Source organism: Ottowia sp. (assembly GCF_047601385.1).
Lineage (GTDB): Bacteria > Pseudomonadota > Gammaproteobacteria > Burkholderiales > Burkholderiaceae_C > Ottowia.
In genome coordinates this window covers 3,601,777-3,622,955 of the sequence record NZ_JASGJP010000001.1, presented here as the reverse complement: position 1 = coordinate 3,622,955, position 21,179 = coordinate 3,601,777, and the positions used below count along the sequence as shown (strand labels likewise).

20 protein-coding genes are annotated in these 21,179 nt (G+C 71.8%); 9 read left to right on the top strand and 11 right to left on the bottom strand.

What is annotated here, in order from left to right:
• Positions 1-55: 55 nt before the first annotated feature.
• The 3 genes from QM772_RS17585 to QM772_RS17575 form a co-directional block, all read right to left on the bottom strand.
• Positions 56-1,564 (bottom strand): Do family serine endopeptidase, encoded by a 1,509-nt coding sequence (locus tag QM772_RS17585; protein ID WP_415138769.1) that lies wholly within the window; start codon positions 1,562-1,564, stop codon positions 56-58.
• Positions 1,565-1,657: 93 nt separating this feature from the next.
• Positions 1,658-2,539, bottom strand: a complete 882-nt coding sequence (locus QM772_RS17580) for an OmpA family protein (protein ID WP_415138767.1) — start codon at positions 2,537-2,539, stop codon at positions 1,658-1,660.
• 178 nt (positions 2,540-2,717) lie between these two features.
• Positions 2,718-3,362: a hypothetical protein gene (locus QM772_RS17575; protein ID WP_415138765.1), complete on the bottom strand. Its 645-nt coding sequence runs from the start codon at positions 3,360-3,362 to the stop codon at positions 2,718-2,720.
• A 108-nt stretch (positions 3,363-3,470) separates the two neighbouring features.
• Between QM772_RS17575 and QM772_RS17570 the strand changes: the two genes are divergently transcribed.
• A complete protein-coding gene (locus QM772_RS17570) occupies positions 3,471-4,253 on the top strand; it encodes a helix-turn-helix domain-containing protein (protein ID WP_415138763.1) in 783 nt (260 codons plus the stop codon).
• 162 nt (positions 4,254-4,415) lie between these two features.
• Complete coding sequence (locus tag QM772_RS17565) at positions 4,416-6,101, top strand: Na+/H+ antiporter (protein WP_415138761.1); 1,686 nt, start codon at positions 4,416-4,418, stop codon at positions 6,099-6,101.
• 95 nt (positions 6,102-6,196) lie between these two features.
• Here QM772_RS17565 and QM772_RS17560 read toward each other — a convergent pair whose 3' ends face one another.
• From QM772_RS17560 to QM772_RS17540, 5 genes are all read right to left on the bottom strand, one after another.
• Positions 6,197-6,730, bottom strand: a complete 534-nt coding sequence (locus QM772_RS17560; RefSeq protein WP_415138759.1) for a RidA family protein — start codon at positions 6,728-6,730, stop codon at positions 6,197-6,199.
• A gap of 21 nt (positions 6,731-6,751) precedes the next feature.
• Positions 6,752-7,174 carry a c-type cytochrome gene (locus tag QM772_RS17555; protein ID WP_415138757.1) on the bottom strand — a complete coding sequence of 141 codons (423 nt, stop codon included), beginning with the start codon at positions 7,172-7,174 and terminating at the stop codon, positions 6,752-6,754.
• 53 nt (positions 7,175-7,227) lie between these two features.
• Positions 7,228-8,829 carry a flavin monoamine oxidase family protein gene (locus QM772_RS17550; protein ID WP_415138755.1) on the bottom strand — a complete coding sequence of 534 codons (1,602 nt, stop codon included), beginning with the start codon at positions 8,827-8,829 and terminating at the stop codon, positions 7,228-7,230.
• Between the two features lie 182 nt (positions 8,830-9,011).
• Positions 9,012-10,376, bottom strand: coding sequence for an ATP-binding protein (locus tag QM772_RS17545; RefSeq protein WP_415138753.1), 1,365 nt, complete (start codon positions 10,374-10,376; stop codon positions 9,012-9,014).
• Between the two features lie 174 nt (positions 10,377-10,550).
• The gene (locus QM772_RS17540; protein ID WP_415138751.1) at positions 10,551-11,219 is read right to left on the bottom strand and encodes a response regulator; all 669 of its coding nucleotides are present in this window, start codon (positions 11,217-11,219) and stop codon (positions 10,551-10,553) included.
• 273 nt (positions 11,220-11,492) lie between these two features.
• On the opposite strand from QM772_RS17540, the gene QM772_RS17535 reads away from it, so the two are divergent.
• From QM772_RS17535 to QM772_RS17510, 6 genes are read left to right on the top strand one after another with little or no spacing between them, the layout of a single operon-like run.
• The gene (locus tag QM772_RS17535; protein ID WP_415138749.1) at positions 11,493-14,408 is read left to right on the top strand and encodes a monovalent cation/H+ antiporter subunit A; all 2,916 of its coding nucleotides are present in this window, start codon (positions 11,493-11,495) and stop codon (positions 14,406-14,408) included.
• Complete coding sequence (locus tag QM772_RS17530) at positions 14,408-14,752, top strand: Na+/H+ antiporter subunit C (RefSeq protein WP_415138747.1); 345 nt, start codon at positions 14,408-14,410, stop codon at positions 14,750-14,752. Before QM772_RS17535 ends, QM772_RS17530 begins: the two co-directional genes overlap by 1 nt.
• Positions 14,749-16,449: a monovalent cation/H+ antiporter subunit D gene (locus QM772_RS17525; protein WP_415138745.1), complete on the top strand. Its 1,701-nt coding sequence runs from the start codon at positions 14,749-14,751 to the stop codon at positions 16,447-16,449. The genes QM772_RS17530 and QM772_RS17525 overlap by 4 nt, the downstream gene beginning before the upstream one ends.
• Positions 16,446-16,937, top strand: a complete 492-nt coding sequence (locus QM772_RS17520) for a Na+/H+ antiporter subunit E (protein WP_415138743.1) — start codon at positions 16,446-16,448, stop codon at positions 16,935-16,937. Before QM772_RS17525 ends, QM772_RS17520 begins: the two co-directional genes overlap by 4 nt.
• A complete protein-coding gene (locus QM772_RS17515; protein WP_415138741.1) occupies positions 16,934-17,212 on the top strand; it encodes a K+/H+ antiporter subunit F in 279 nt (92 codons plus the stop codon). The genes QM772_RS17520 and QM772_RS17515 overlap by 4 nt, the downstream gene beginning before the upstream one ends.
• A complete protein-coding gene (locus QM772_RS17510) occupies positions 17,209-17,583 on the top strand; it encodes a monovalent cation/H(+) antiporter subunit G (protein WP_415138739.1) in 375 nt (124 codons plus the stop codon). Before QM772_RS17515 ends, QM772_RS17510 begins: the two co-directional genes overlap by 4 nt.
• A gap of 58 nt (positions 17,584-17,641) precedes the next feature.
• Here QM772_RS17510 and QM772_RS17505 read toward each other — a convergent pair whose 3' ends face one another.
• Positions 17,642-18,925, bottom strand: a complete 1,284-nt coding sequence (locus tag QM772_RS17505) for a branched-chain amino acid ABC transporter substrate-binding protein (protein ID WP_415138737.1) — start codon at positions 18,923-18,925, stop codon at positions 17,642-17,644.
• Positions 18,926-18,982: 57 nt separating this feature from the next.
• Positions 18,983-19,558, bottom strand: coding sequence for a DUF2242 domain-containing protein (locus QM772_RS17500; RefSeq protein ID WP_415138735.1), 576 nt, complete (start codon positions 19,556-19,558; stop codon positions 18,983-18,985).
• A gap of 134 nt (positions 19,559-19,692) precedes the next feature.
• Here QM772_RS17500 and QM772_RS17495 point away from each other — a divergent pair, with 134 nt between their 5' ends.
• A complete protein-coding gene (locus tag QM772_RS17495) occupies positions 19,693-20,052 on the top strand; it encodes an Hsp20/alpha crystallin family protein (protein ID WP_415138733.1) in 360 nt (119 codons plus the stop codon).
• Between the two features lie 80 nt (positions 20,053-20,132).
• On the opposite strand, the gene tsaD is transcribed toward QM772_RS17495, so the two are convergent.
• A complete protein-coding gene (tsaD, locus tag QM772_RS17490; protein ID WP_415138731.1) occupies positions 20,133-21,179 on the bottom strand; it encodes a tRNA (adenosine(37)-N6)-threonylcarbamoyltransferase complex transferase subunit TsaD in 1,047 nt (348 codons plus the stop codon).

Here is a 21,179-nt window from a genome sequence, read left to right as displayed (position 1 = left end):
TAGCTGCTAGCGCTTGCTGCACAAGCGCTGGAGGCCGATTTGGCTTGTAAAATCGTCACCCCACCCGCACCGGCACGAAGAGCTGCTGCCCGCCGCGCTGGATCAGCAGCGCCACCGACTTGTCGGCCCGGGCGACGATGCCGCGCACCTGCTCGGCGTCCTTCACCGGCTGGCCGTTGACCGAGACGATCACGTCGCCCGGCTGCACGCCGGCGCGCGCCGCCGGGCCGCTGGCCTGCTCGACCACCAGGCCGCCGTCGACCCTGGCCTCGCTCTTCTCCTGCGGCTGCAGCGGCCGCAGCGCCAGGCCCAGCTTGCCGCCCTTGGCCGCGCCGCCCGCATCCGCCACCTTGGCCGCCTTGTCACCGGCGTTGCCGAGTTGCGCCGTGAGCTGCTCGGCCTTGCCCTGGCGCCACACGTCGAGCGTGACGCGCTCACCCGGCCGCGCCATGCCGATCAGCGCCGGCAGGTCGCCCGAGGCCACGATGGGCTGCCCGTTGGCGCGCTGGATCACGTCGCCCGCCTTCAGGCCCGCCTTGTCGGCCGGGCCGCCGGGCTCCACCGTGGACACCAGCGCGCCCTCGGGTTTCGCAAGCTTGAAGGCGTCGGCGAACGCCTGGTTCACCTCCTGCACCGCCACGCCCAGCCTGGCGTGGTCCACCTTGCCGTGGGCCACGATCTGGTCCTTGACGTGCAGCGCCAGCTCGATCGGGATGGCGAACGACACGCCTTGGTAGCCGCCGGTGCGGCTGTAGATCTGCGAGTTGATGCCCACCACCTCGCCGCGCGTGTTCATCAGCGGGCCGCCGGAGTTGCCGGGGTTCACCGCCACGTCGGTCTGGATGAAGGGCACCATGCCCTCGTCGGGCAGCGAGCGGCCCTTGGCGCTGACCACGCCGGCCGTCACGCTGTTCTCGAAGCCGAACGGCGAGCCGATGGCCAGCACCCACTCGCCCACGCCCAGCGCCTTGGAGGTGCCCAGCGGCACCGTGGGCAGGTCGCGGGCGGCGATCTTGATCACCGCCACGTCGGTCTTGTCGTCCTGGCCCAGCACCTTGGCCTTGAACTCGCGCCGATCGGTGAGCTTGACGCTCACCTCGTCGGCGCCGCGCACCACGTGGGCATTGGTCAGGATCAGCCCGTCGGGCGAGACGATGAAGCCCGAGCCGGCAGCGCGCACCGGCGTCTCCTGCGCCCCGCCGCCGCGCGGACTGAACGCGCCGGGCGGAAAGCCGAAGCGGCGCAGGAAGTCCTGCAACTCGGGCGGCACGCCGCCCTGCGGGGCGCTGCCGGCATCGTCGTCGTCATCGTCGTCGTCGCCCAGCGCCACCTTGCGCGTGCCGCTGACGGTGATGTTCACCACCGCGGGGCCGTAGCGCGCCGTGATGGCGCTGAAGTTGGGCATGGCCACGGTGGCGGCGGGCGCCGCAGCCGGGGCCGTGGCGGTCTGCGCGTGCACCGGCGCATGCAGGTGCTCCACCGCCGCCATGCCGGCGCCGCCCAGCGCACCGGCGGCGACCAGCGCCGCCACCAGCTTCCTGGATTTCAGCTCCAGCGTATTCATCGTCCTGTTCCTTTCGTCAAGCTCGCCCTCGTGCGGGCGGGATGACGCGAATGTGGCGATGAAGGCTTAGACGGGGCTTAGGGCCTGTTCACGCTACGGCAGCTTGACCAGCTCCACGCGGCGGTTCTTGGCGCGGCCCTCTTCGCCGCGGTTGTCGGCGATCGGGCGCTCCTGCCCGTGGCCGGCGCTGCGCAGCCGCTCGGCCGCGATGCCCTGGGCCGCCACGGCCTGCATCACGGCGCGGGCGCGGTTCTCGGACAGGGTCTTGTTGGCGGCGGACGTGCCGACGTTGTCGGTATGCCCCTCGATGGAGACCTTCAGCGCCGGCTGCTGCTGCATCAGGGCCGCGATCTCGTGCACCACTCCCCGGCTCTCGGGGCGGATGTCCCACTTGCCGGTATCGAAGTTGATGTAGAGGGCGATGAAGCCGGCGCTGTTCAGCTCGTCCAGCATCTTGCGCGCCGTCACCACCTGGGCGGCGGCGTCTTCCTGCAGCACCACCACCTTGTAGCTGGACCAGTTGCCGCCCGCCACGCTGGAGTCGCTGGTCACGTGCACCCACACCGTGCGGCCGTCGACGCTCACGCGGCCGGTCAGCCGGTCGCCCAGCGAGCCCTTGGCCGGGTCCTGCAGCAGCTCGCCGCCGATGCCCTTGAAGGCGTTGGCGTAGTTGCCGACGATGTACTTGGGCGCCGCGCCGTCGGCCGGCTTGGGCACCTTGTAGACCACCTCGGTGCGCTGGCCCATGGCCTGCTGCTGGCCGCCGGGCCAGCGAAAGGTGTCGGTGTCGGCCGCCACGCGGCAGCTGGCGATGCTGAAGTTGGGGATGCGCTGGGGAAACATCGCCGGGTCCTTGCAGCCCTTGGCGTCCTGCGCCAGCGCCGCGCCGGCCGCCAGCGTGCCGGCGCCGAGCGCCAGCGCGCACACGAGATGCGGCCAGGCACGTGGCTGGCGCGAAGATGGACCTGCGGACATGGACGTTCCCCTGTTTGTTCGGAACAGGCATCCTAGCGCAGCGACCGCCCCTGGGCCTGCGCGCGCAGCAGCGCGGCCCGCGCCGGGCCGAGACGCAGGTCACTCATCTTTCGATAGCTGCCAGCGCTTGCTGCACAATCGCTGGAGGCCGATTCGACATGAAAAACCCAGGCGGAACTCAGAGCTTGGCGTAGCACGCGTTCTGCTGGTCCGACACGGTGGCGCCCTGCCGCACCTGGGCCAGCGTGGGCAGGACGGAGGGCGTGCTGTCGCCCAGCAGGCACAACTTGGTGTCGCTCAGCTTGGCCCACACCATGGCCGAGGTGGTGCCGGTGATCGCAGTGAACTTGCCCCAGTGCGCGGCCACGCTGGCGTCGGCCTCCACGCGCGGGAAGTTCACGGTGCCGAAGCTGCTGACCAGCGGACTGCCCGAACCCTGGCAGTTGGCGGCGGCGTACATCAGGGTGCCGGACTGGTAGTCCACCGTCTGCTCGTCGCGCTTGACCGCCCGCACCATGGCATGGCCCGAGCGGCCGCCGCCGAGGTCGACGCAGACCTTGCGGCTGACCCAGTCGCCTACCAGCGCATCGACGCCGCTGGCGAGCGGGGCCGGTGCGGGCGCGGGCGCGGGCGCGGGTGAAGGCGACGGCGATGGAGATGGCGACGGCGCGGGTGAAGGAGATGGTGTCGGCGCAGGCGCGGGCGTCGGCGCCGGATCGTCTCCGCCGTCGCCGCCGCAGGCGGCCAGCGCCGCGGCAAGGAACAGCGCGGCCAGCGCGCGGTGGCGCGGGTTCGCGGAAAAAGCGGTCTTGTGGTGTGGCATGGATGCACTTCCTCCGTCAAAAAGGGCCGCATCGTGCGGCAACCCGCGGCATCTGACTTGAAGAATCGAGCGCGCCGGCCATCCATCCGACTCCTACACTGCACCGCCATGGCGGACTTGAACGAACGTGACGCACGGGAGCCGGCGCTGGTGCACCTGTGGTCGCAACACACGGAGCGGCCGGCGATCTGCACCGACGGCCAGTTCCGGCTGTTTCGCCTGACCGGCGGCCAGACCAGCGTGCACACCACGGCCGCGCCCCACGTGCTGGTGGCCTGGAGCGGCGTGGTGACGGTGCGCTGGGCGCAGGGCCGCGTCACGGCGCAGGCCATCCTGGTGGCGCCCGGCGTGCCGCACACCATCGACGGCGAGGGCGGCCTGTTCCATCTGCTGACGCTGGGCGACTACCTGGCCCACCCGGCGCGCCACGGCCCGCCCGTGCAGCCGCTGGACACGCGGGCGCTGCACGCCTTCGCCGACTACTACCGCGCCACGGCAGCCGACGACGGGCGGGCGCTGGCCGAACGGCTGCGGCTGCCGCCGGTGCGCCTGTCCTCGCCGATCGAGGCGGTGATCGCGCGCATGCGCGCCGACCCGATGCAGCGCGTGGACCAGCACGAGGCGGCGGCGCTGGCGCGGATGGAGCGCACGGCGCTGCTCAAGCGCTTCAAGCTCGAAACCGGGATGACGTTCCGCGCCTACAAGAACTGGATGGGCATGGTCGCCGCCGTGCACGGCATCGTGCAGGGGCGCAGTGCGGCGCAGGCGGCGATGGACGCGGGCTTCGCCGACCTGGCGCACTTTTCGCGGCAGTGCCGTGCCATCACGGGCTATTCGCCGCGCCAAGGCTTCCAGTATCTCGACCGCGCCACTGGCCAGTCACGGCGCTGAAGCGCAGCCGCAGCCCGCGGGTTGCATCCGGTGACAAATCCCGGGCGGGCTTTACCGGCCGTTCCCGCTGTCCCCACGCTCGCGGCACACAGTGCGAACGCATCTCAACCGCACCGCGCGGCGCCGGCGCTCCCGGCACCCCTCGCCCGCCGCGCTCTCCTCATGCAACAGACCGTTCTTTCCCTGCTGGCCGTGATGGCGCTGGTGGGGCTCTCGGGGTGGCTCGCCCAGGCGCTGCCGCGCATTCCGCTGGCGCTGCTGCAGATCGCGCTGGGAGCCGCGGCGGGCTGGCCGGCCGGCGGGCTGCAGGTGCGGTTCCACCCGGAGGTGTTCATGCTGCTCTTCATCCCGCCGATGCTGTTCGCCGACGGCTGGCAGATGCCGCAGCGCGAATTCGGCACCTACAGGTGGCCCATCCTGCTGCTGTCCACCGTGTTCGTGTTCTTCAATGTCTGGGTCATCGGCAACCTGATCCACCTGCTGATCGGCAGCCTGCCGCGAACGGTCTGCTTCCTGCTGGCGGCGGTGCTGTCGCCGACCGACCCGGTCGCGGTCTCGGCCCTGCTGCAGCGCCATCCGGTGCCGTCCAAGCTGCGCCACATCCTGGAGGGCGAGTCGCTGATGAACGACGCGGCGGCGCTGATCGCGGTCAAGTTCGCCGTCGCGGCGGTGGTCACCCGCGCGTTCTCGCTGCCGCAGGCGCTGGGCGCCTTCGTCTGGACGGCGGCGGGCGGCGTGGCGGTGGGTGTCGCCTGCAGCCTGTGCCTGAAGCTGGCGCACGACCGCCTGTGGCCCGAAGGCGGCGCCGACGGCTCGCCCGCCGTGCTGCTGATGCTGCTGGCCCCGTTCGCGCCCTACCTGGTGGCCGAGCACTTCGGCCTGTCGGGCGTGCTGGCGGTGGTGGCGGGGGGCATGGCGGCCAACGCGCTGCAGGTGCGCTCCGGCCGCTTCCGGGCCTTCAGGCTACAGGCACAGGGCGCCTGGGCCACCCTGCTGTTCGCGCTCCACGGGCTGGTCTTCACGCTGGTCGGCTTGCAGCTCCCGGCCTTGCTGCGCGGGCTGCCGCAGCCGCTGCACGGGGCGCACGAAGGGTCGCCGCGGGCGCTGCTGATCCTGCTGGGCACGGCGGCGGCCATCACGCTCGCGCTCGTGCTGCTGCGCTTCGCCACCCTGCTGGCCTGCGGCTGGCTCGCGCGGGGCCGGCGCCGCGCGCCGCGCCCATCCGGCGCAGCGCGGCCGTGGCTGGCCGCGGCCATCGTCGCCCTGGGCGGCACGCGCGGCGGCTTCACGCTGGCGGTGGTGCTGGCCGTGCCGCTGACGCTGTCCGAAGGCACGCCGTTTCCGGCGCGCGAGCTGCTGATCTTCCTGTCGGCCGCCGTGATCGTGATGACGATGCTGCTGACCAGCCTGGCGGTGCCGTGGCTGGCGCGGCGCCTCGCCCCGCTCGCGTGCGACCGCCACGCCCGCGAGGCCTCGTGGGCGCGCCGGCGCGCGGCCCAGGCGGCGCGGCGCGCCCTGGCCGGCATCGGGCCCGTCGATGCGCGGACGCGGGTGTTCGGCGCCGTGCTGGAGCGGGTCGATCACGGCTACCAGCACCGCCTGCAGCTGGCCGGGGCCAGGGACGTACCCACCCGCCGCGAGGCCGCGCGCGAACTGGACATGGAAGCCGCCCTGCGGCTGGACGCGCTGCAGGCCGAGCGCGACGAACTGCACCGCCTGCGCCGCTGCCACCGCATCAACGACGAGACCTTGCGCCAGCTCACGCTGGAGATCGACCTGGTCGAGGCCGTGGTGCGCAGCCACCAGTCGGCGCTGCAGTCGCCGCCGAAGGCGACCCGCGCGCATTGAACGCATGGGCCGCGGCATTCGGCCGCAACCCAGACCGCACCCCAGGAACGCCCGGCGCGGGCGATTCGTCCAGCGCCGGAGGCGCGGCCTCGGCCTCACTTGGCCGGGCGCACCGCCTCCACCTCGATCTCCACCAGATAGGCTGGGTTGGCCAGCGCGGCCACCTGGAACGTCGATCGGGTCGGCAGGCCGGGCTGTTTGGCGGCGTCGCCGAAGAACTGGGTGTAGCCCTCCATGAAGCCGGCGAAGTCCATCTTGCCGCCCTTGGCCGGATCGCCCACCAGGTACACCTGCATCTTCACCACGTCCTTCATCGACAGGCCCAGGCCCGCCAGCTGCTCCTGGATGGCCTTGAGCACGCCGATGGTCTGGCCCTTGGTGTCGCCGCCGTAGGCGGCCGGGTCGGTGGGGGCCTTGGTCTTGTCCACCGTGGGCGGCGTCTTGCCCGACAGCAGCACGCGCGTGGCGCTGGCGGGCACCTCGATGGCGGCGGCGATGGGGAAGCTGGAGCTGGGGATCTTGTGGCGCACCACCTCGGCCGGGCCGCCGGTGGTGGCGCAGCCGGCCAGCGCCGCCAGCGCGGCGGCGGCAAAGGCGAGACGGGTGGGCAGCGTGGAAGTCGGGGTCATCGGTTCGGTTCCTTTCGATATTTACTTGGTGGGTGTACGCAGGCCGGCCACGGCCTGCGGGGAGAGCGCGTCACTGTACTGATTGCCGAAGGCGGTGCGGATGTAGTTCACCACGTCGGCCACCTGCTGGTCGTCCAGCCAGGCGCCGAAAGGCGGCATCCCGTGCAGGCCGTTGAGCACCACCAGCGCCCCGTAGGGAGCGGCGGCCAGCCTGGTGTTCTTGCGCAGGTCGGGGAAGAACCCGGCGCCGCTGTAGGCGCCTTCGCCGCCGGGCATGTGGCAGCCCTGGCAGATGCTGCGGTAGAGCGTTTCGCCGCCTTGCTGGGTGAAGCGCGCGTTGCTGGCGGAAAAGGCGGCGGCCTGCGGGCCGGACTGGGCCTGCGCGAATGGCGCGCCGGCCAGCAGGGCGGTCGCCAGGGCGCCGGCGAAGAGGAATTTCGACATGAAGTGCTCCGTGCGAAAAAAGAGATGGAGGACCGTTGCGGCACGCGCCGGCGTCAGGCCGCCTGCGCCTTGGCGTGCAGGCGCTGGATGGCGTCGAGCGCGGACAGGATGGCGCCCTCCATCCACGCCGGGATGTAGGAGGCGTGCTCGCCGGCCAGCACGATGCGGCCGTCGATGGCGCACAGGTTCTTGTAGTGCTGCTCGCGCAGCGCGTCGGTCCAGCGGCCGTAGCAGCCGTTGATGAAAGGCACGCGGTTCCAGGCCACGGACACGCCGGTCTTGAACTCCTGCTTGTACTGCGGGTGGATCTGCGCGCCCATCTCCAGCGCCGCCTGCACGCGCTCCTCGGGCGACATGGCGGTGAGGCGGAAGGCGTGCACGTTGTCGAAGGCATAGCAGCCCAGCAGCACGCCCGGCCCCTTGGAGAAGAAGCCTGTGGAAGGGTAGGAGATGTTGCGGATGGGCAGGTTGGTCTGCGTCACGCCGCCGTAGATCAGCTCGTCCTGCTCCCAGAAGCGGCGCTTGAATTCCAGCCCCACCTTCACCGAGGCGCCGTAGGGCACGGCGGCGATGGCGTCGCGCATGGGCTCGCCCACCTGCACGTCGATCTGGCTCAGGATGGACAGCGGTATGGTGCACACGCACCAGTCGGCGCTGGCCTGGCGCGCCGCGCCGCCCTTGTCGGCGTCCACCCAGGTGACGGTGACCTTGCTGGCCGACTGCTCGATCTTGGTGACTTTGGCACCGTACTGGATCAGCGGCTTGAGCTCGCGCTCGAAGGCCTTGCCGATCTGGTCCATGCCGCCCACCGGCTCGAAGATGGCGCTTTGGAATTCGTACAGGTTGCCCGCGTTCACCTGCGCCCACATGCCGGAGCTCAGGATGTCGTTCAGCCCGAGGGGCTGCGAGGGCTTGGCCAGCGGCATCAGGCCGCCGCCGGGGTCGATCTCGTAGCCCCGCTTGTCGCTGGTGGCGCTGCTGGCGACGTAGCGGTACTCCTTGTCCAGCGTGCCCCAGGCCTTCAGTCCCTCCAGCAGGCGCTCGCGGTCTTCCTTGGTGACGGCCTGGTCCAGCCCGCCCTGGTTGGTGGCCTTGGCCAGCAGCTCGGCCACGTGGCCCTGCAGGTCGGTCTGCACGTGGCGGAAGCGCTGCGGCTTGCCGCCGAAGGCCTGGGTATTGTGCAGATAGGCGTTGTAGTTGACCTGGATGAAAGGCTCCAGCGCCACGCCCAGCCGCCTGCAGTAGTCCAGCACCGCGTGGTGGTGGTAGGGAATGCGCCAGGGACCGGGGTTGATGTAGTTGCCCTTGGCGAAGCTCACCGTCTGCGTGGCGCCGCCCAGTTCGGTGTAGCGGTCGCCGCCGCGCAGCGTCCAGTTGCGCCCGCCGGCACGGCGGTTGAACTCCAGGATGCGCACCTTGTAGCCGGCCGCGCGCAACTCGTAGGCGGCCGTCATGCCGGCCAGGCCGGCACCCAGCACCAGCACGGTGCTGCCCGGCTTGGCATTGGAGAGCTTGACGGGACCGTGATAGTCCGACTCGGCCGCGTGGCCCATCGAACTCATGGCTTGGTACATGGTGGCGCCGCCGGCCACCTGCCCGATCATCGCCAGCAGGGCGCGCCGGCTGGGCAGATTCACGTTGTCGTCTTGTTGCATAGGGAAAACCTCTCTCGGGAGGGATGGGAACCGGCCTCGCGTGCGGGCACGCGGGCCATCGTGGGCGCGGCGGCGGCGGCTCGGCGAGCAGCCGCCGAAGAGCGCCGTGCGCATGCCGAACCGGCCAGAGCCGCTCACGGGCGTTGCAAGCTCCGTGCCCGCCGGCAGGGCGGCTGGGGGTATCAGCCCCGCAGGCTCACGCGCACGCGCAAACCGCCCAGCGCGGGCGATTCGTCCAGCGCCAAGGTGGCGCCGTGGCGTTCGGCGACGGCGCGCACGATGGCCAGCCCCAGGCCGCTGCCGTGCCCCGGCGCGCCGGGGGCGCGATAGAAGCGGTCGAGCACGCGCGGGCGGTCCTCTGGCGCGATGCCGGGGCCGCTGTCTTCGACCAGCAGCTCGGCGCCCTCGCCCGCCACGTGCGCACTCACGCGCACCTGGCCATCTGGCGGCGCGTGGCGCAGCGCGTTCTCGATCAGGTTGCGCAGCAGCATGGCCAGCGCCTCGGCCTGGCCGGGCGCGACGGCGGATGCGGGGGTATGAAGCACCAAATCGATGCGGCGGCGCTCGGCCTCGGGGCGCGCATCGGCCGCGGCGGCGCGGGCCAGTGCCGCCAGGTCCACCGGGGCGAACGCGGCCTCGCGCGCCACACCCTCCTGGCGGGCCAGCGCCAGCAGCTGCTCCACCAGCCGCGTGGCGCGGTCGATGCCGGCCAGCAGGCGCCCGGCGGCGATGCGGCGCGTCTCGTCGTCCGGCGCGCGCTCCAGGCTCTGCGCCTGCAGGCGCAGAGCGGCCAGGGGCGAGCGCAGTTCGTGCGCGGCGTCGGCGGTGAAGTGGGTCAGCGCCCCCCAGGCGGCGGCCAGGCGCGTGAGCAGGCCGTTCATCTCGTCCACCAGCGGCCGCAGCTCGGCCGGCAAGCCGGCGGTGGGCAGCGGCGCCAGGTCGTCGGCGCGGCGCGCGGCCACCTGGGCGCGCACGCGCTCGACCGGCGCCAGCGCGCGGCCGATGACCCACCAGACGATGAGCATCAGCAGCGGCGCCAGCAGCGCCACCGGCAGCACGGCGCGCAGGGCGAGCTGGCCGGCCATCTGGCGCCGCGCCTCGGTCTGCTGCGCCACCTGCACCACCTGGGTGGCGGTGCGCAGCGCGTACACGCGGTAGGGATCGCCCTCGACGCGCAGGTCGGTGAAGCCCAGCACGGCCTGCGGAGGCAGCAGGCGGTCGGTGGGGCTGCGGTAGAGCATCAGGCCGTCGGCGCGCCAGACCTGGATGATCATGTCCTGCGCGGCGGCGCCGTCGGCCAGCGGGCCGCCCTCGGCACCGGCCCCGAGGCTGCCGGTGAGCGAGAGCGCGATGCGCTGCATCTGGGCGTCGAACAGCGCCTCGGCCTCGGCGCGCGCGGTGCGGTAGGTGACGGCGGCCTGCACGCAGGCGATCAGCAGCACGGCGGCCAGCAGCGCGCGCGTCAGGCGGCCGCGCAGCGAGGACGCTGGATGTTCAGAGGTTTTTTGGCCTCCAGCGCTTGCTGGACGCGCGCTGGCAGCTCTCATATCAGTAGCATTCGGGGTCGCACGCCATCTGCGGCAGTGAAGCCCAAAGAGCCCGATGGCCGCGGAGCAGGCCATGCCAGTGCGCTCCTGGCCGGGGTTCCCCCGGCCAGCGGGCGCGCCCCCTTGAGGGGGGATGCCGCAACATCGCGAAGCGAGTGAAGCAACGGGGGTGGGTCATTTCGGCACGCGGTAGCCCAGGCCGCGCTGGTTCTCGATCAGCCCGGCGCCGAGCTTCCTGCGCACGCCGTGGATGTACACCTCGACGGCGTTGCTGCTGACGTCGTCGCGCCAGGAGTAGAGCTTTTCCTCCAACTGCTGGCGCGAGAGCACCCGGCCGGGCCGGGCGATCAGCGGCTCCAGCACGGCCCATTCGCGCGCCGACAGCGTCACCGGCCGGCCGGCCAGCGTGACCTCGCGCGTGGCCGGCCGCACGCGCACGGCGCCCCAGGCGTACTCGGGCTCGGCGCGGCCGTCGGCGCGGCGCCGCAGGGCGCGGACGCGGGCCAGCAGCTCGTCCAGGTCGTAGGGCTTGACGATGTAGTCGTCGGCGCCGGCGTCGAGCCCGGCCACGCGCTCGGCCACGGCGTCGCGCGCGGTGGCCACCAGCACCGGCACGCGGCGGTTGGCGTTGCCGGCGTCGGCGCGCAGGGCGCGCAGCACGGTCAGGCCGTCCTGGCGCGGCAGGCCGAGGTCGAGCAGCAGCAGGTCGTAGGCGCCGGTGGCCAGCGCGGTGGCGGCCATGGCGCCGTCCTTCACCCAGTCCACGGCCCAGCCTTCGGCGCGCAGGGCGTCGAGCACCACCTCGCCGATCATGGCATCGTCCTCGGCCAGCAGGATTCGCATCGTCGAACCTAGAAGCGGCAGTTGAACGCGCCCCTCGGTGCCGTGATCGGCGTGCCAGGCAAGGCGCGAGGGCGCAGCAGGCTCGCGCCTGCAAGGACGAGCAACGCCGCGTGGCGCGGCGAGCGCGGTGCTGGCGGGCGCGTAGCGGAGTCACCCAGCAAACGAGTGTCATCGCAGCGGCGAAACTCAATATCCATGCGGCTCTCCTGAAGGTGACAAGCGGTCGGCTGCCGTTTCTAGGTTCACCTGGGAAACGTCCGATAGACTAACCCAATGACCTTGATGCTGCTCCTGCTGCTGCCCTTCGCCGGCAGCCTGGTGGCCGCGTTGCTGCCGACCCACGCGCGCAACGCCGCCGCCAGCCTGTCCGCGCTGGTGGCGTTGGGCGGGGTGGTGAAGCTGGCGCTGCTGTATCCGGCCCTGCAAGGCGGCGAGGTGCTGCGGCAGGAGGTAGCCTGGATCCCCTCGGCCGGCTTCAATCTGGTGCTGCGGGTGGACGGACTGGCCTGGATGTTCGCCCTGCTGGTGCTGGGCATCGGCCTGCTGGTGGCGGTGTACGCGCGCTACTACATGTCCAAGGACGACCCGGTGCCGCGCTTCTTCTCGTTCTTCCTGGCCTTCATGGGGGCCATGCTGGGCGTGGTGCTGTCGGGCAACCTGATCCAGCTGGTGTTCTTCTGGGAGCTGACCAGCCTGTTCAGCTTCCTGCTGATCGGCTACTGGCACCACCGCAAGGACGCGCGCCGCGGCGCCCGCATGGCGCTGACCATCACCGGCGCCGGCGGGCTGGCGATGCTGGCGGGCATGCTGATCCTGGGCCACGTGGTGGGCAGCTACGACCTGGACGCCGTGCTGGCCGCCGGCGAGCGCGTGCGCGCCCACCGGCTGTACACGCCGATGCTGGTGCTGGTGCTGCTCGGCGCGCTCACCAAGAGCGCGCAGTTCCCCTTCCACGTCTGGCTGCCGCGCGCCATGGCGGCGCCGACGCCGGTGTCCAGCTACCTGCACTCGGCGACGATGGTCAAGGCCGGCGTGTTCCTGCTGGCGCGGCTGTGGCCCACGCTGTCGGGCACCGACGAATGGTTCTGGCTGGTGGGCGGCGCCGGCGCCGTCACCCTGGTGCTGGGCGCCTACCTGGCGATGTTCCAGACCGACCTGAAAGGGCTGCTGGCCTACTCCACCATCAGCCACCTGGGCCTGATCACCCTGCTGCTGGGCCTGAACCGCGAGCTGGCGGCGGTGGCGGCGGTGTTCCACATCATGAACCACGCCACCTTCAAGGCGTCGCTGTTCATGGCGGCCGGCATCATCGACCACGAGACCGGCACGCGCGACACGCGGCGCCTGACCGGCCTGATGAAGGCGATGCCGATCACCGGCACGCTGGCCTTCGTGGCCAGCGCGGCGATGGCGGGCGTGCCGCTGGCCAACGGCTTCCTGTCCAAGGAGATGTTCTTCGCCGAGACCCTCGACCTGGCCGCGCCCCGGCCGTGGCTGGACTGGGGCCTGCCGGTGCTGGCGACGGTGGCGGGCGTCTTCGGCGTGGTGTATTCGCTGCGCTTCTCGTGGGGCGTGTTCATGGGCCCGCCGGCCACCGACCTGCCGCGCGCGCCGCACGAGCCGGTGCGCTGGATGCGCGTGCCGATCGAGATCCTGGTGGTGCTGTGCCTGGTGGTGGGCATCGTGCCGCAGTGGTCCATCGGCCCGGCGCTGGCGCTGGCCGCGCGCCCGGTGGTCGGCGGCGAGCTGCCGGCCTACAGCCTGGCGCTGTGGCACGGCTTCAACAAGCCGCTGATGATGAGCCTCGTCGCGCTGGCCGGCGGCATGCTGCTCTACGCCTGGCTGGCGCCGCGCCAGCGCACGCGCCGGCTGCGCCAGGCGCCGCTGATCGGCGGCATCGACGGCCAGCGGGTGTTCCACGACATCCTGCTGGGGCAGGAGCGGCTGGCGCGGCGCGTGCGCGGCTGGATCATGAGCGCGCGCCTGCAGGCGCAGATGTTCGTCATGGTGGTGGCCGCCATCGGCGTGGCCTCGGCCGCCATGTGGCAGGGGGGCATCACCTGGGGCAGCCGCGCGCGCGTGCTGGGCGACCCGGCGTTCGCGCTGATGTGGGTGTCGGGCCTGGTGTGCGCGGTGGCGGTGGCGCTGCTGGCCAAGTTCCACCGCCTGGCGGCCATCGTGCTGCTGGGCGTGGTGGGCCTGGTGGTGGCCATGACCTTCCTGTGGTTCTCGGCGCCCGACCTGGCGCTGACGCAGCTCACGGTGGAAGTGGTGACCACCATCCTGCTGCTGCTGGGCCTGCGCTGGCTGCCCAAGCGCAACCCCGAGGACGAGGCCACGCTGCCGCTGCGCACCCGCCTGCGGCGCGCACGCGACGGGGTGGTGGCGGTGGTGGCGGGCACCGGCATGGCCGTGCTGGCCTACGCCATGATGACGCGGCCGGCGCCGCAGAGCATCTCGCCCTTCTTCATCGACCGCGCGCTGCCCGAGGGCGGCGGCGCCAACGTGGTCAACGTGATGCTGGTGGACTTCCGCGGCTTCGACACCATGGGCGAGATCTGCGTGCTGGCCATCGTCGGCCTCACGGTCTACGCGCTGCTGCGGCGCTTCCGCCCGCCCGAGGAGGTGGACCAGCTGCCGCCGCAGCAGCGCCAGGTGCCGGCCGACCTGGTGACCGACCTCGACAACCCGCGCACCGCCGTCGATTCCGCGCCCGCTTACCTGCTGGTGCCGGCGGTGATCGTGCGGCTGCTGATGCCGGTGGCGGGCGTGGTCGCGCTGTACCTGTTCATGCGCGGCCACAACGAGCCGGGCGGCGGCTTCGTGGCCGGGCTGGTGGTGGCGATCGGCTTCATCATGCAGTACATGATGGCCGGCACCCGCTGGGTGGAGGCGCACCTGCGCCTGCCCGTGGTGCGCTGGATCGGCACCGGGCTGCTGCTGGCCATCGCCACCGGCCTGGGAGCGGTGCTGCTGGGCTACCCCTTCCTGACCACTCACACGGCGCACCTGCACCTGCCGCTGCTGGGCGAGGTGCACGTGGCCAGCGCGCTGTTCTTCGACCTGGGCGTGTTCGCCGTGGTGGTGGGCTCGACCCTGCTGGTGCTGACCGCGCTGGCCCACCAGGCCGTGCGCGGCCGCCGGCCCACGCCGGATGCGGGCACCACGGCAGCGGCGGAGGCCGGCTGATGGAAATCATCCTGGCCATCGTCATCGGCGTGCTGGGCGGCAGCGGCGTCTGGCTGATCCTGCGTCCGCGCACCTCGCAGGTCATCATGGGGCTGGCGCTGCTGTCCTACGCCGTCAACTTGTTCATCTTCTCGATGGGCAGCCTGCTGCTCGACAAGGAGCCCATCGTCAAGCCCGGCCTGGTGCCCAACCTGGAGAACTACACCGACCCGCTGCCGCAGGCGCTGGTGCTGACGGCCATCGTCATCGGCTTCGCCACCACGGCGCTGTTCCTGGTGGTGATGCTGGCCTCGCGCGGCCTCTCGGGCACTGACCATGTCGATGGCGAGGAGTCCGATCTGTGAAGACCTGGATCGAATCGCTGATGCCGCACCTGGTCATCGCGCCCATCCTGCTGCCGATGGCGACCGCCGCCCTGATGCTGCTGCTGGGCGACGCGCGGCGCCCGCTCAAGCGCACGCTGAACGTGCTGGCGTGCGCGCTCAACCTGGCGGTGGCGGTGGCGCTGCTGGCGTGGGTCGCCAAGTCGGGCACGCAGGCGGTCAGCGTGTACCTGCCCGGCAACTGGCCGGTGCCCTACGGCATCGTGCTGGTGGCCGACCACCTGTCGGCCATGATGCTGCTGCTGGCCGGCGTGCTGGGCCTGGCGAGCGTCAGCTACGCCAGCGCGCGCTGGGACCGCGCCGGCGTGCACTTCCACCCGCTGTTCCAGATGCAGCTGATGGGCCTGAACGGCGCCTTCCTCACCGGCGACCTGTTCAACCTGTTCGTGTTCTTCGAGATCATGCTGACCGCCTCCTACGGCCTGCTGCTGCACGGCGGCGGGTGGGCGCGGGTCAAGGCGGGGCTGCACTACATCGCGGTGAACCTGCTGGCCTCCACGCTGTTCCTGATCGGCGTGGCCATCCTCTACGGCGTCACCGGCACGCTCAACATGGCCGACATGGCCATCATGGTGCCCAGCATCGCGCCCGAGGACCGCGGCCTGCTGCACGCCGGCGCGGCCATCCTCGCCATCGCCTTCCTGGTCAAGGCCGGGGCCTGGCCGCTCAACTTCTGGCTGGCGCCGGCCTACAGCGCGGCGGTGGCGCCGGTGGCGGGGCTGTTCGCCATCATGACCAAGCTGGGCGTGTACGCCGTGCTGCGGATGTGGACGCTGCTGTTCGCCCCCGACGCCGGCGTGTCGGCCCAGTTCGGCGGCAGCGCGCTGGTGTGGACGGGCCTGGCGACGCTGGCGGCTGGCGCCATCGGCGTGGCGGCCACGCACAACCTGGGGCGCATGGTGGCGGCGTGCACGGTGATGTCGTCCGGCACCGTGCTGGCGGCGATCGGCTTCGGGCGGCCGGACATCACTGCCGGCGCGCTGTACTACGCGCTGGGCTCGACGCTGGCGGTGAGCGCGCTGTTCCTCATCGTCGAGCTGATCGACCGCTCGCGCGAGGCCGACGAGACGCCGTTCTACGTCAGCGAGGTCGAGCCGGATGAAGGCTTCGCCTACCCGGTGGACCTGCTGCCGCCGCCCGACGTGAACCTGGACGACGAGCAGACGCCGCTGATCGGCCAGGCCATCCCGGCCGCGATGGCTTTCCTGGGCCTGGCCTTCATGGCCTGCGCCATCACGCTGGCGGGGCTGCCGCCGCTGTCGGGCTTCGTCGGCAAGGTGGTCATGCTCACCGGGCTGCTGGGCGCGGCCGAGGTGGGCGGCCAGGCGGTGCAGGTGGCCACCTCCATCTGGGCGCTGATGGCGCTGCTGATCGGCGCCGGGCTGTTCACCACCATCGCGCTGTCGCGCGCCGGCGTGCGCACCTTCTGGGCGCCGCGCGGGCGCCCGGTGCCGCGGCTGCGGGTGATCGAGACGGCGCCCATCGCCCTGCTGCTGCTGCTGGTCGGCGTGCTGGTGTGGCGGGCCGACGCGGTGCTGCGCTACACCCAGGTCACGGCGCGCGGGCTGCACGAGCCGGCCGGCTACATCGGCCACGTGGTGTCCACCCAGCCGCGGCCCTCGCCCAACGCCAGCGGCCAGGGAGGGCTGCGGCGATGAAGCGCTGGCGGCTGCCCGCCCCCCTGCTGTCGGTCGCCCTGGCGGCGCTGTGGCTGGTGCTGGCGCGCTCCGCCAGCCCGGGCAACGTGCTGCTGGCGGTGCTGGCCGGCCTGCTGGTGCCGGCCGTGTTCGCCTCGCTGCGGCCCGAGCGGCCGCGCGTGCGCCGGCCGCTGCGGGTGTTCAAGCTGGTGTGGGTGGTGGCCTGGGACGCGCTGCTGTCCAACTTCGACGTCTTCTCCACCCTGGTGCGCGGGCTGCGCCGCCCGCCGGCGCGCCGCTTCGTGCACGTGCCGCTGGACCTGCGCGACCCCACCGGCCTGGCCTGGCTGTGCACCATCACCACCTTCATCCCCGGCTCGCTGTGGTGCGAGATGGCGCCCGACCGCTCGGTGGTGATCCTCCACGCCTGGAACGCGCCGGACGAGGCGCGCTTCATCGCCGACTACAAGGAGCGCTACGAGAAGCCCCTGATGGAGATTTTCGAATGAGTAACTTCCTGACCGTGACCATCCACGTCACCATGGTCTGCTACGGCATCGCCATGCTGCTGGCGCTGTGGCGCGCGCTGCGCGGCCCCTCGGCGCAGGACCGGGTACTGGCGGTGGACTTCCTCAACATCGTGGCCATGATGCTGATGCTGGTGGTGGGCATCCGCTACGCCAGCAGCACCTACTTCGAGCCCGCGCTGCTGGTGGCGCTGCTCGGCTTCGTCAGCTCCACGGCGCTCGCCAAATTCCTGCTGCGCGGCGAGGTGATCGAATGACGGGCGCCGACATGCCTCCGTGGGCCGAGATCACCATCGCCGTGCTGCTGCTGATCAGTGCTGTCGTCGCGCTGGCTTCGGCCGTCGGCCTGGTGCGGCTGTCCGATTTCTTCTCGCGCATGCACGTGCCCGCGCTCACCGCCACGCTGGGCGTCTGGTGCGTGACCAACGCCGCCGTGCTGTACTTCTCGCTGCAGGACGGCGGCCTGCACATCTACTACTGGCTGGTGGCGGTCTTCATGACCGTCACCGTGCCGGTCACCACCGTGCTGCTGACGCGCGCGGCGCTGTTCCGCATGCGCGCGCACGGCGCGCCCGGCATCCCCGCGCCGCTGGGCCTGCGCGCCAAGTCGGCGGAAGACGAGCGCTGATTACTACTATTTTCATAGCTGCTCGCGCTTTACCAGCAAGCCCAGGAAGCCGATTTGGCTATGAAATACGGCGCATCGTGCAACTGAAGGGCAGCGCCGCCTCGACCGCCTCGATCTGCCGCACCACGCGAAAACCGTAGCCCGAGCCCTCGACGTCGAACGGCACGCCGGGCGCGCCCTGGCGCTCCATCACGCCCACCACCAGCGGCTGCTGGAACTGGTGGTCGGGCTCGCGCATGGCGCCGGTGCGGCCGGCCAGGGTGACGCGGGCGCGCTCCAGCGCGCGCGCCACCGGCAGCGCGTCGGCGCTGCCGGCGCGCTCGACGGCCTGCGCCAGCGCCTCCACCATCATCTGCATGCGCAGGTGCACGTAGTCCTCCTGCGGCTTGGGAAAGCGCGCGCGAAAGGCGCGGTAGAACGCCGCGCTCTCGGGCGTGGGCACGTTGGGCAGCCAGTCGGCCACCGCCACCACCTTGCCGACGCCGGCCTCGCCGATGGCCGCCGGCACGCCCAGCGCGTTGCCGTAGAAGGTGTAGAAGCGCCCGTCGAAGCCGGCCTCGCGCGCCGCCTTGACCAGCAGCGTCAGGTCGTTGCCCCAGTTGCCCGTCAGCACCGCCTGCGCGCCGCTGGCCTTGATCTTGCTGGCGTAGGGCAGGAAGTCCTTCACCCGGCCGATGGGGTGCAGCTCCTCGGCGGCGATCGCCACGTCGGGCCGGCGCGCGGCGAGCTGGCGGCGCGCCTCGCGCAGCACGGCGTGGCCGAAGCTGTAGTCCTGCCCGATCAGGTAGATGCGCTTGAGTTGCGCGTCCTCGCGCATCACTTCCATCAGCGCCGCCATGCGCATGTCGGCGTGGGCGTCGAAGCGGAAGTGCCAGAAGCTGCACAGCTCGTTGGTCAGGATCGGATCGACCGCCGAGTAGTTCAGGAACAGCACGCGCCGCGCCGGCTCGCGGTCGTTGTGCTTGTTGACGGCGTCGATCAGCGCCGCCGCCACCGACGACGAGTTGCCCTGCATCACCGCCGTGCAGCCGGCGTCCACCGCCGCGCGCAGCATCGACAGCGACTCCTCGGCCTGGCCCTTGTTGTCGAAGCGCAGCAGTTGCAGCGGCCGGCGTCCGCGCGCGGTGCGCACGCCGCCGCGCGCGTTGACACGCTCGACGCCCCACAGCAGGTTGCGCCACACCGCCTCGCCGGTGTTGGCGAACGGGCCGCTGAGCGATTCGATCAGCGCCAGCTTGATCGGCGGCGCCTTGGCGGCGCCGCGGGCCAGCGCGGGCCAGGTGGCGGCGCTCGCCAGCGCCAGGGAAGATGCGAGAAGCGTGCGGCGAGAAGACAGGGTCATGCGTTCACTATGAAAAAAAGAGCTGCCGGCGCTCGCCGGCAGGGCGTTGCGGATCGATTATTCCTTGGAAGCCGCCTCGGGCGCCGGCTCCGCCGCCCGGGCCAGGTGCAGGCCCACCAGCTCGAAGAAGCGCTCGTAGAGCCCGCCATCGGTCACGGTCTCGCTCGACACCTTGACCAGCGCATCCATGCCGCCCTCGATCGGCAGCGACAGCGAGCCGATGCCGCCCACGCCCACCGAGGCCGAGTCCTTGGCCTTGCGCATCACGTACTGGTCCTTCAGGCCGCTGGCGAAGGCCACGCTGGCGCTGCCGTCGATCTCGGGCGCGCAGACGACGCGGAACTCCAGCTGCACGTGGTGCTCCACGTCGGGCTGGAAATACTTGCGCGCCGTCACCTGGTCGGGCAGCGCGGCGGTGACGACGTAGCCCTGGCTCAGCAGCGCGCGCCGAGCCGCCTCGCAGGTGCTCGCCGGCTGCGCCGCATAGTGGCGCGAGAAGGCGCTGGCATCGAACGATTCCGGCTGGTAGCCGACCAGCGGCACCGGCTGGGAGGGCCTCAGGCTGGCACAGGCCGTCAGCGCCAGGGTGGCCGCCGCGAGCAGGCCGCGGCGCAGGCAGAAAACAGATGACATCCGAACTAACCGCTTTCAGAAGCAGCCGCGATGGTAACGCCCCGCGCCGGCCGCCCTTGAAATTCCGCGCGGCGTTCACAACTGAGCCGGCATGCGGGCGCCGTGCCCGCCCAACGCCACGAAAGGAGATCACCATGTTCTACGCTGCCCACCCCGCCGCCTGCCGCCCCGCCTACGCGCCCGCGCTGCGCTCGCTGGACCGCTTCCTGAACGAGGCCCTGAGCGGTACCCAGTTCAAGGACGAGGACAAGCACTGGGCGCTGTCCATCGACGTGCCCGGCGTCACCCGCGAGCAGCTCGACATCGCCATCGAGGGCCAAGCCGTCAAGGTCGAGACCGTCGAGGGCGCCCCGCGCGCCTACAAGAAGCGCTACGAGTTTCCGCAGGAGGTGGACGCCGCCGCCAGCAGCGCCAGGCTGGAGAACGGCGTGCTGACGCTGACGCTGGCCAAGCTGCTGCCCGAGAGCAGGGCCACCAAGCTGAGCATCGGCTAAACGGCTCCTTCATCGCCGGGCCGCCCCAAGATGAAGAAGCCTCCTCGGGGGCAGCGCAGCAGCGGAGCGTGGGGGCCGTTTCAAGCCGCGAGCGCATCGAGCGGCCAGCGCGGCCGCACGTCGAAGCCGTAATCCAGGCGCGGCGCGGCCATGCCGGTCTGCACGCGCATGGCGGCGGCCATGGCGATCATGGCGCCGTTGTCGGTGCACAGGTGCAGCTCGGGGTAGTGCACGCGCACGCCGCGCCGAGCGCAGGCGGCATCGAGCTGCTCGCGCAGCGCCTGGTTGGCGCCCACGCCGCCGGCCACCACCAGGCGCTGCAAGCCGGTGGCCTCCAGCGCCTTGAGCGACTTCTTCACCAGCACCTCGACGATGGCCGCCTGCGTGCTGGCGGCCAGGTCGGCGCGCTGCTGCTCGCAGGGCGCGCCCTCGAACTTGCGCGCCTGCGTGAGCACCGCCGTCTTCAGCCCGGCAAAGGAAAAGTCCAGGTCGCCGCTGTGCAGCAGCGGGCGCGGCAGTTTGTACGCCGCGGGATCGCCGAAGCCCGCCAGCCGCGCCAGCGCCGGGCCGCCGGGGTAGCCCAGGCCGAGCAGCTTGGCGGACTTGTCGAAGGCCTCGCCCGCCGCGTCGTCGATGGTCTCGCCCAGCAGCGCGTAGCGGCCCACGCCGTCCACGCGCATGAGCTGCGTGTGGCCGCCGCTCACCAGCAGCGCGACGAACGGGAACTCGGGCGGGTCGCTGCTCAGGAAGGGCGACAGCAAGTGCCCTTCCAGATGGTGCACGCCCAGCACCGGCCGGCCCAGCGCCGCGCCCAGCGCGCAGGCCACGCCGGCGCCCACCAGCAGCGCGCCGGCCAGGCCGGGGCCGCGCGTGTACGCTATCAGGTCGATAGCTGCCAGCGCTTGCCCCGCCTGCGCCAGCACCTGATTCGTCAATGGAAGCAGGCGGCGGATGTGGTCGCGGCTGGCCAGCTCGGGCACCACGCCGCCGTAGTCGGCATGCATGGCCGCCTGGGTGTGCAGCGCGTGCGCCAGCAGGCCGGGCACGCCCGCGCCGTCCGGCGCGCGCACCAGGGCGACTCCGGTCTCGTCGCAGGAGGATTCGATGCCGAGGATCAGGGTGGGCAT

Bases quoted from the DNA above. Each gene is read 5' to 3' on its own strand.
- QM772_RS17555 (WP_415138757.1), bottom strand. From the start codon at position 7,174: ATGTCGAAATTCCTCTTCGCCGGCGCCCTGGCGACCGCCCTGCTGGCC.
- QM772_RS17535 (WP_415138749.1), top strand. From the start codon at position 11,493: ATGACCTTGATGCTGCTCCTGCTGCTGCCCTTCGCCGGCAGCCTGGTG.
- QM772_RS17540 (WP_415138751.1), bottom strand. From the start codon at position 11,219: ATGCGAATCCTGCTGGCCGAGGACGATGCCATGATCGGCGAGGTGGTG.
- QM772_RS17545 (WP_415138753.1), bottom strand. From the start codon at position 10,376: ATGAGAGCTGCCAGCGCGCGTCCAGCAAGCGCTGGAGGCCAAAAAACC.
- QM772_RS17565 (WP_415138761.1), top strand. From the start codon at position 4,416: ATGCAACAGACCGTTCTTTCCCTGCTGGCCGTGATGGCGCTGGTGGGG.
- QM772_RS17530 (WP_415138747.1), top strand. From the start codon at position 14,408: ATGGAAATCATCCTGGCCATCGTCATCGGCGTGCTGGGCGGCAGCGGC.
- QM772_RS17580 (WP_415138767.1), bottom strand. From the start codon at position 2,539: ATGTCCGCAGGTCCATCTTCGCGCCAGCCACGTGCCTGGCCGCATCTC.
- QM772_RS17500 (WP_415138735.1), bottom strand. From the start codon at position 19,558: ATGTCATCTGTTTTCTGCCTGCGCCGCGGCCTGCTCGCGGCGGCCACC.
- QM772_RS17515 (WP_415138741.1), top strand. From the start codon at position 16,934: ATGAGTAACTTCCTGACCGTGACCATCCACGTCACCATGGTCTGCTAC.
- QM772_RS17495 (WP_415138733.1), top strand. From the start codon at position 19,693: ATGTTCTACGCTGCCCACCCCGCCGCCTGCCGCCCCGCCTACGCGCCC.
- QM772_RS17550 (WP_415138755.1), bottom strand. From the start codon at position 8,829: ATGCAACAAGACGACAACGTGAATCTGCCCAGCCGGCGCGCCCTGCTG.
- QM772_RS17560 (WP_415138759.1), bottom strand. From the start codon at position 6,730: ATGACCCCGACTTCCACGCTGCCCACCCGTCTCGCCTTTGCCGCCGCC.
- QM772_RS17510 (WP_415138739.1), top strand. From the start codon at position 17,209: ATGACGGGCGCCGACATGCCTCCGTGGGCCGAGATCACCATCGCCGTG.
- QM772_RS17505 (WP_415138737.1), bottom strand. From the start codon at position 18,925: ATGACCCTGTCTTCTCGCCGCACGCTTCTCGCATCTTCCCTGGCGCTG.
- QM772_RS17585 (WP_415138769.1), bottom strand. From the start codon at position 1,564: ATGAATACGCTGGAGCTGAAATCCAGGAAGCTGGTGGCGGCGCTGGTC.
- QM772_RS17520 (WP_415138743.1), top strand. From the start codon at position 16,446: ATGAAGCGCTGGCGGCTGCCCGCCCCCCTGCTGTCGGTCGCCCTGGCG.
- tsaD (WP_415138731.1), bottom strand. From the start codon at position 21,179: ATGCCCACCCTGATCCTCGGCATCGAATCCTCCTGCGACGAGACCGGA.
- QM772_RS17570 (WP_415138763.1), top strand. From the start codon at position 3,471: ATGGCGGACTTGAACGAACGTGACGCACGGGAGCCGGCGCTGGTGCAC.
- QM772_RS17575 (WP_415138765.1), bottom strand. From the start codon at position 3,362: ATGCCACACCACAAGACCGCTTTTTCCGCGAACCCGCGCCACCGCGCG.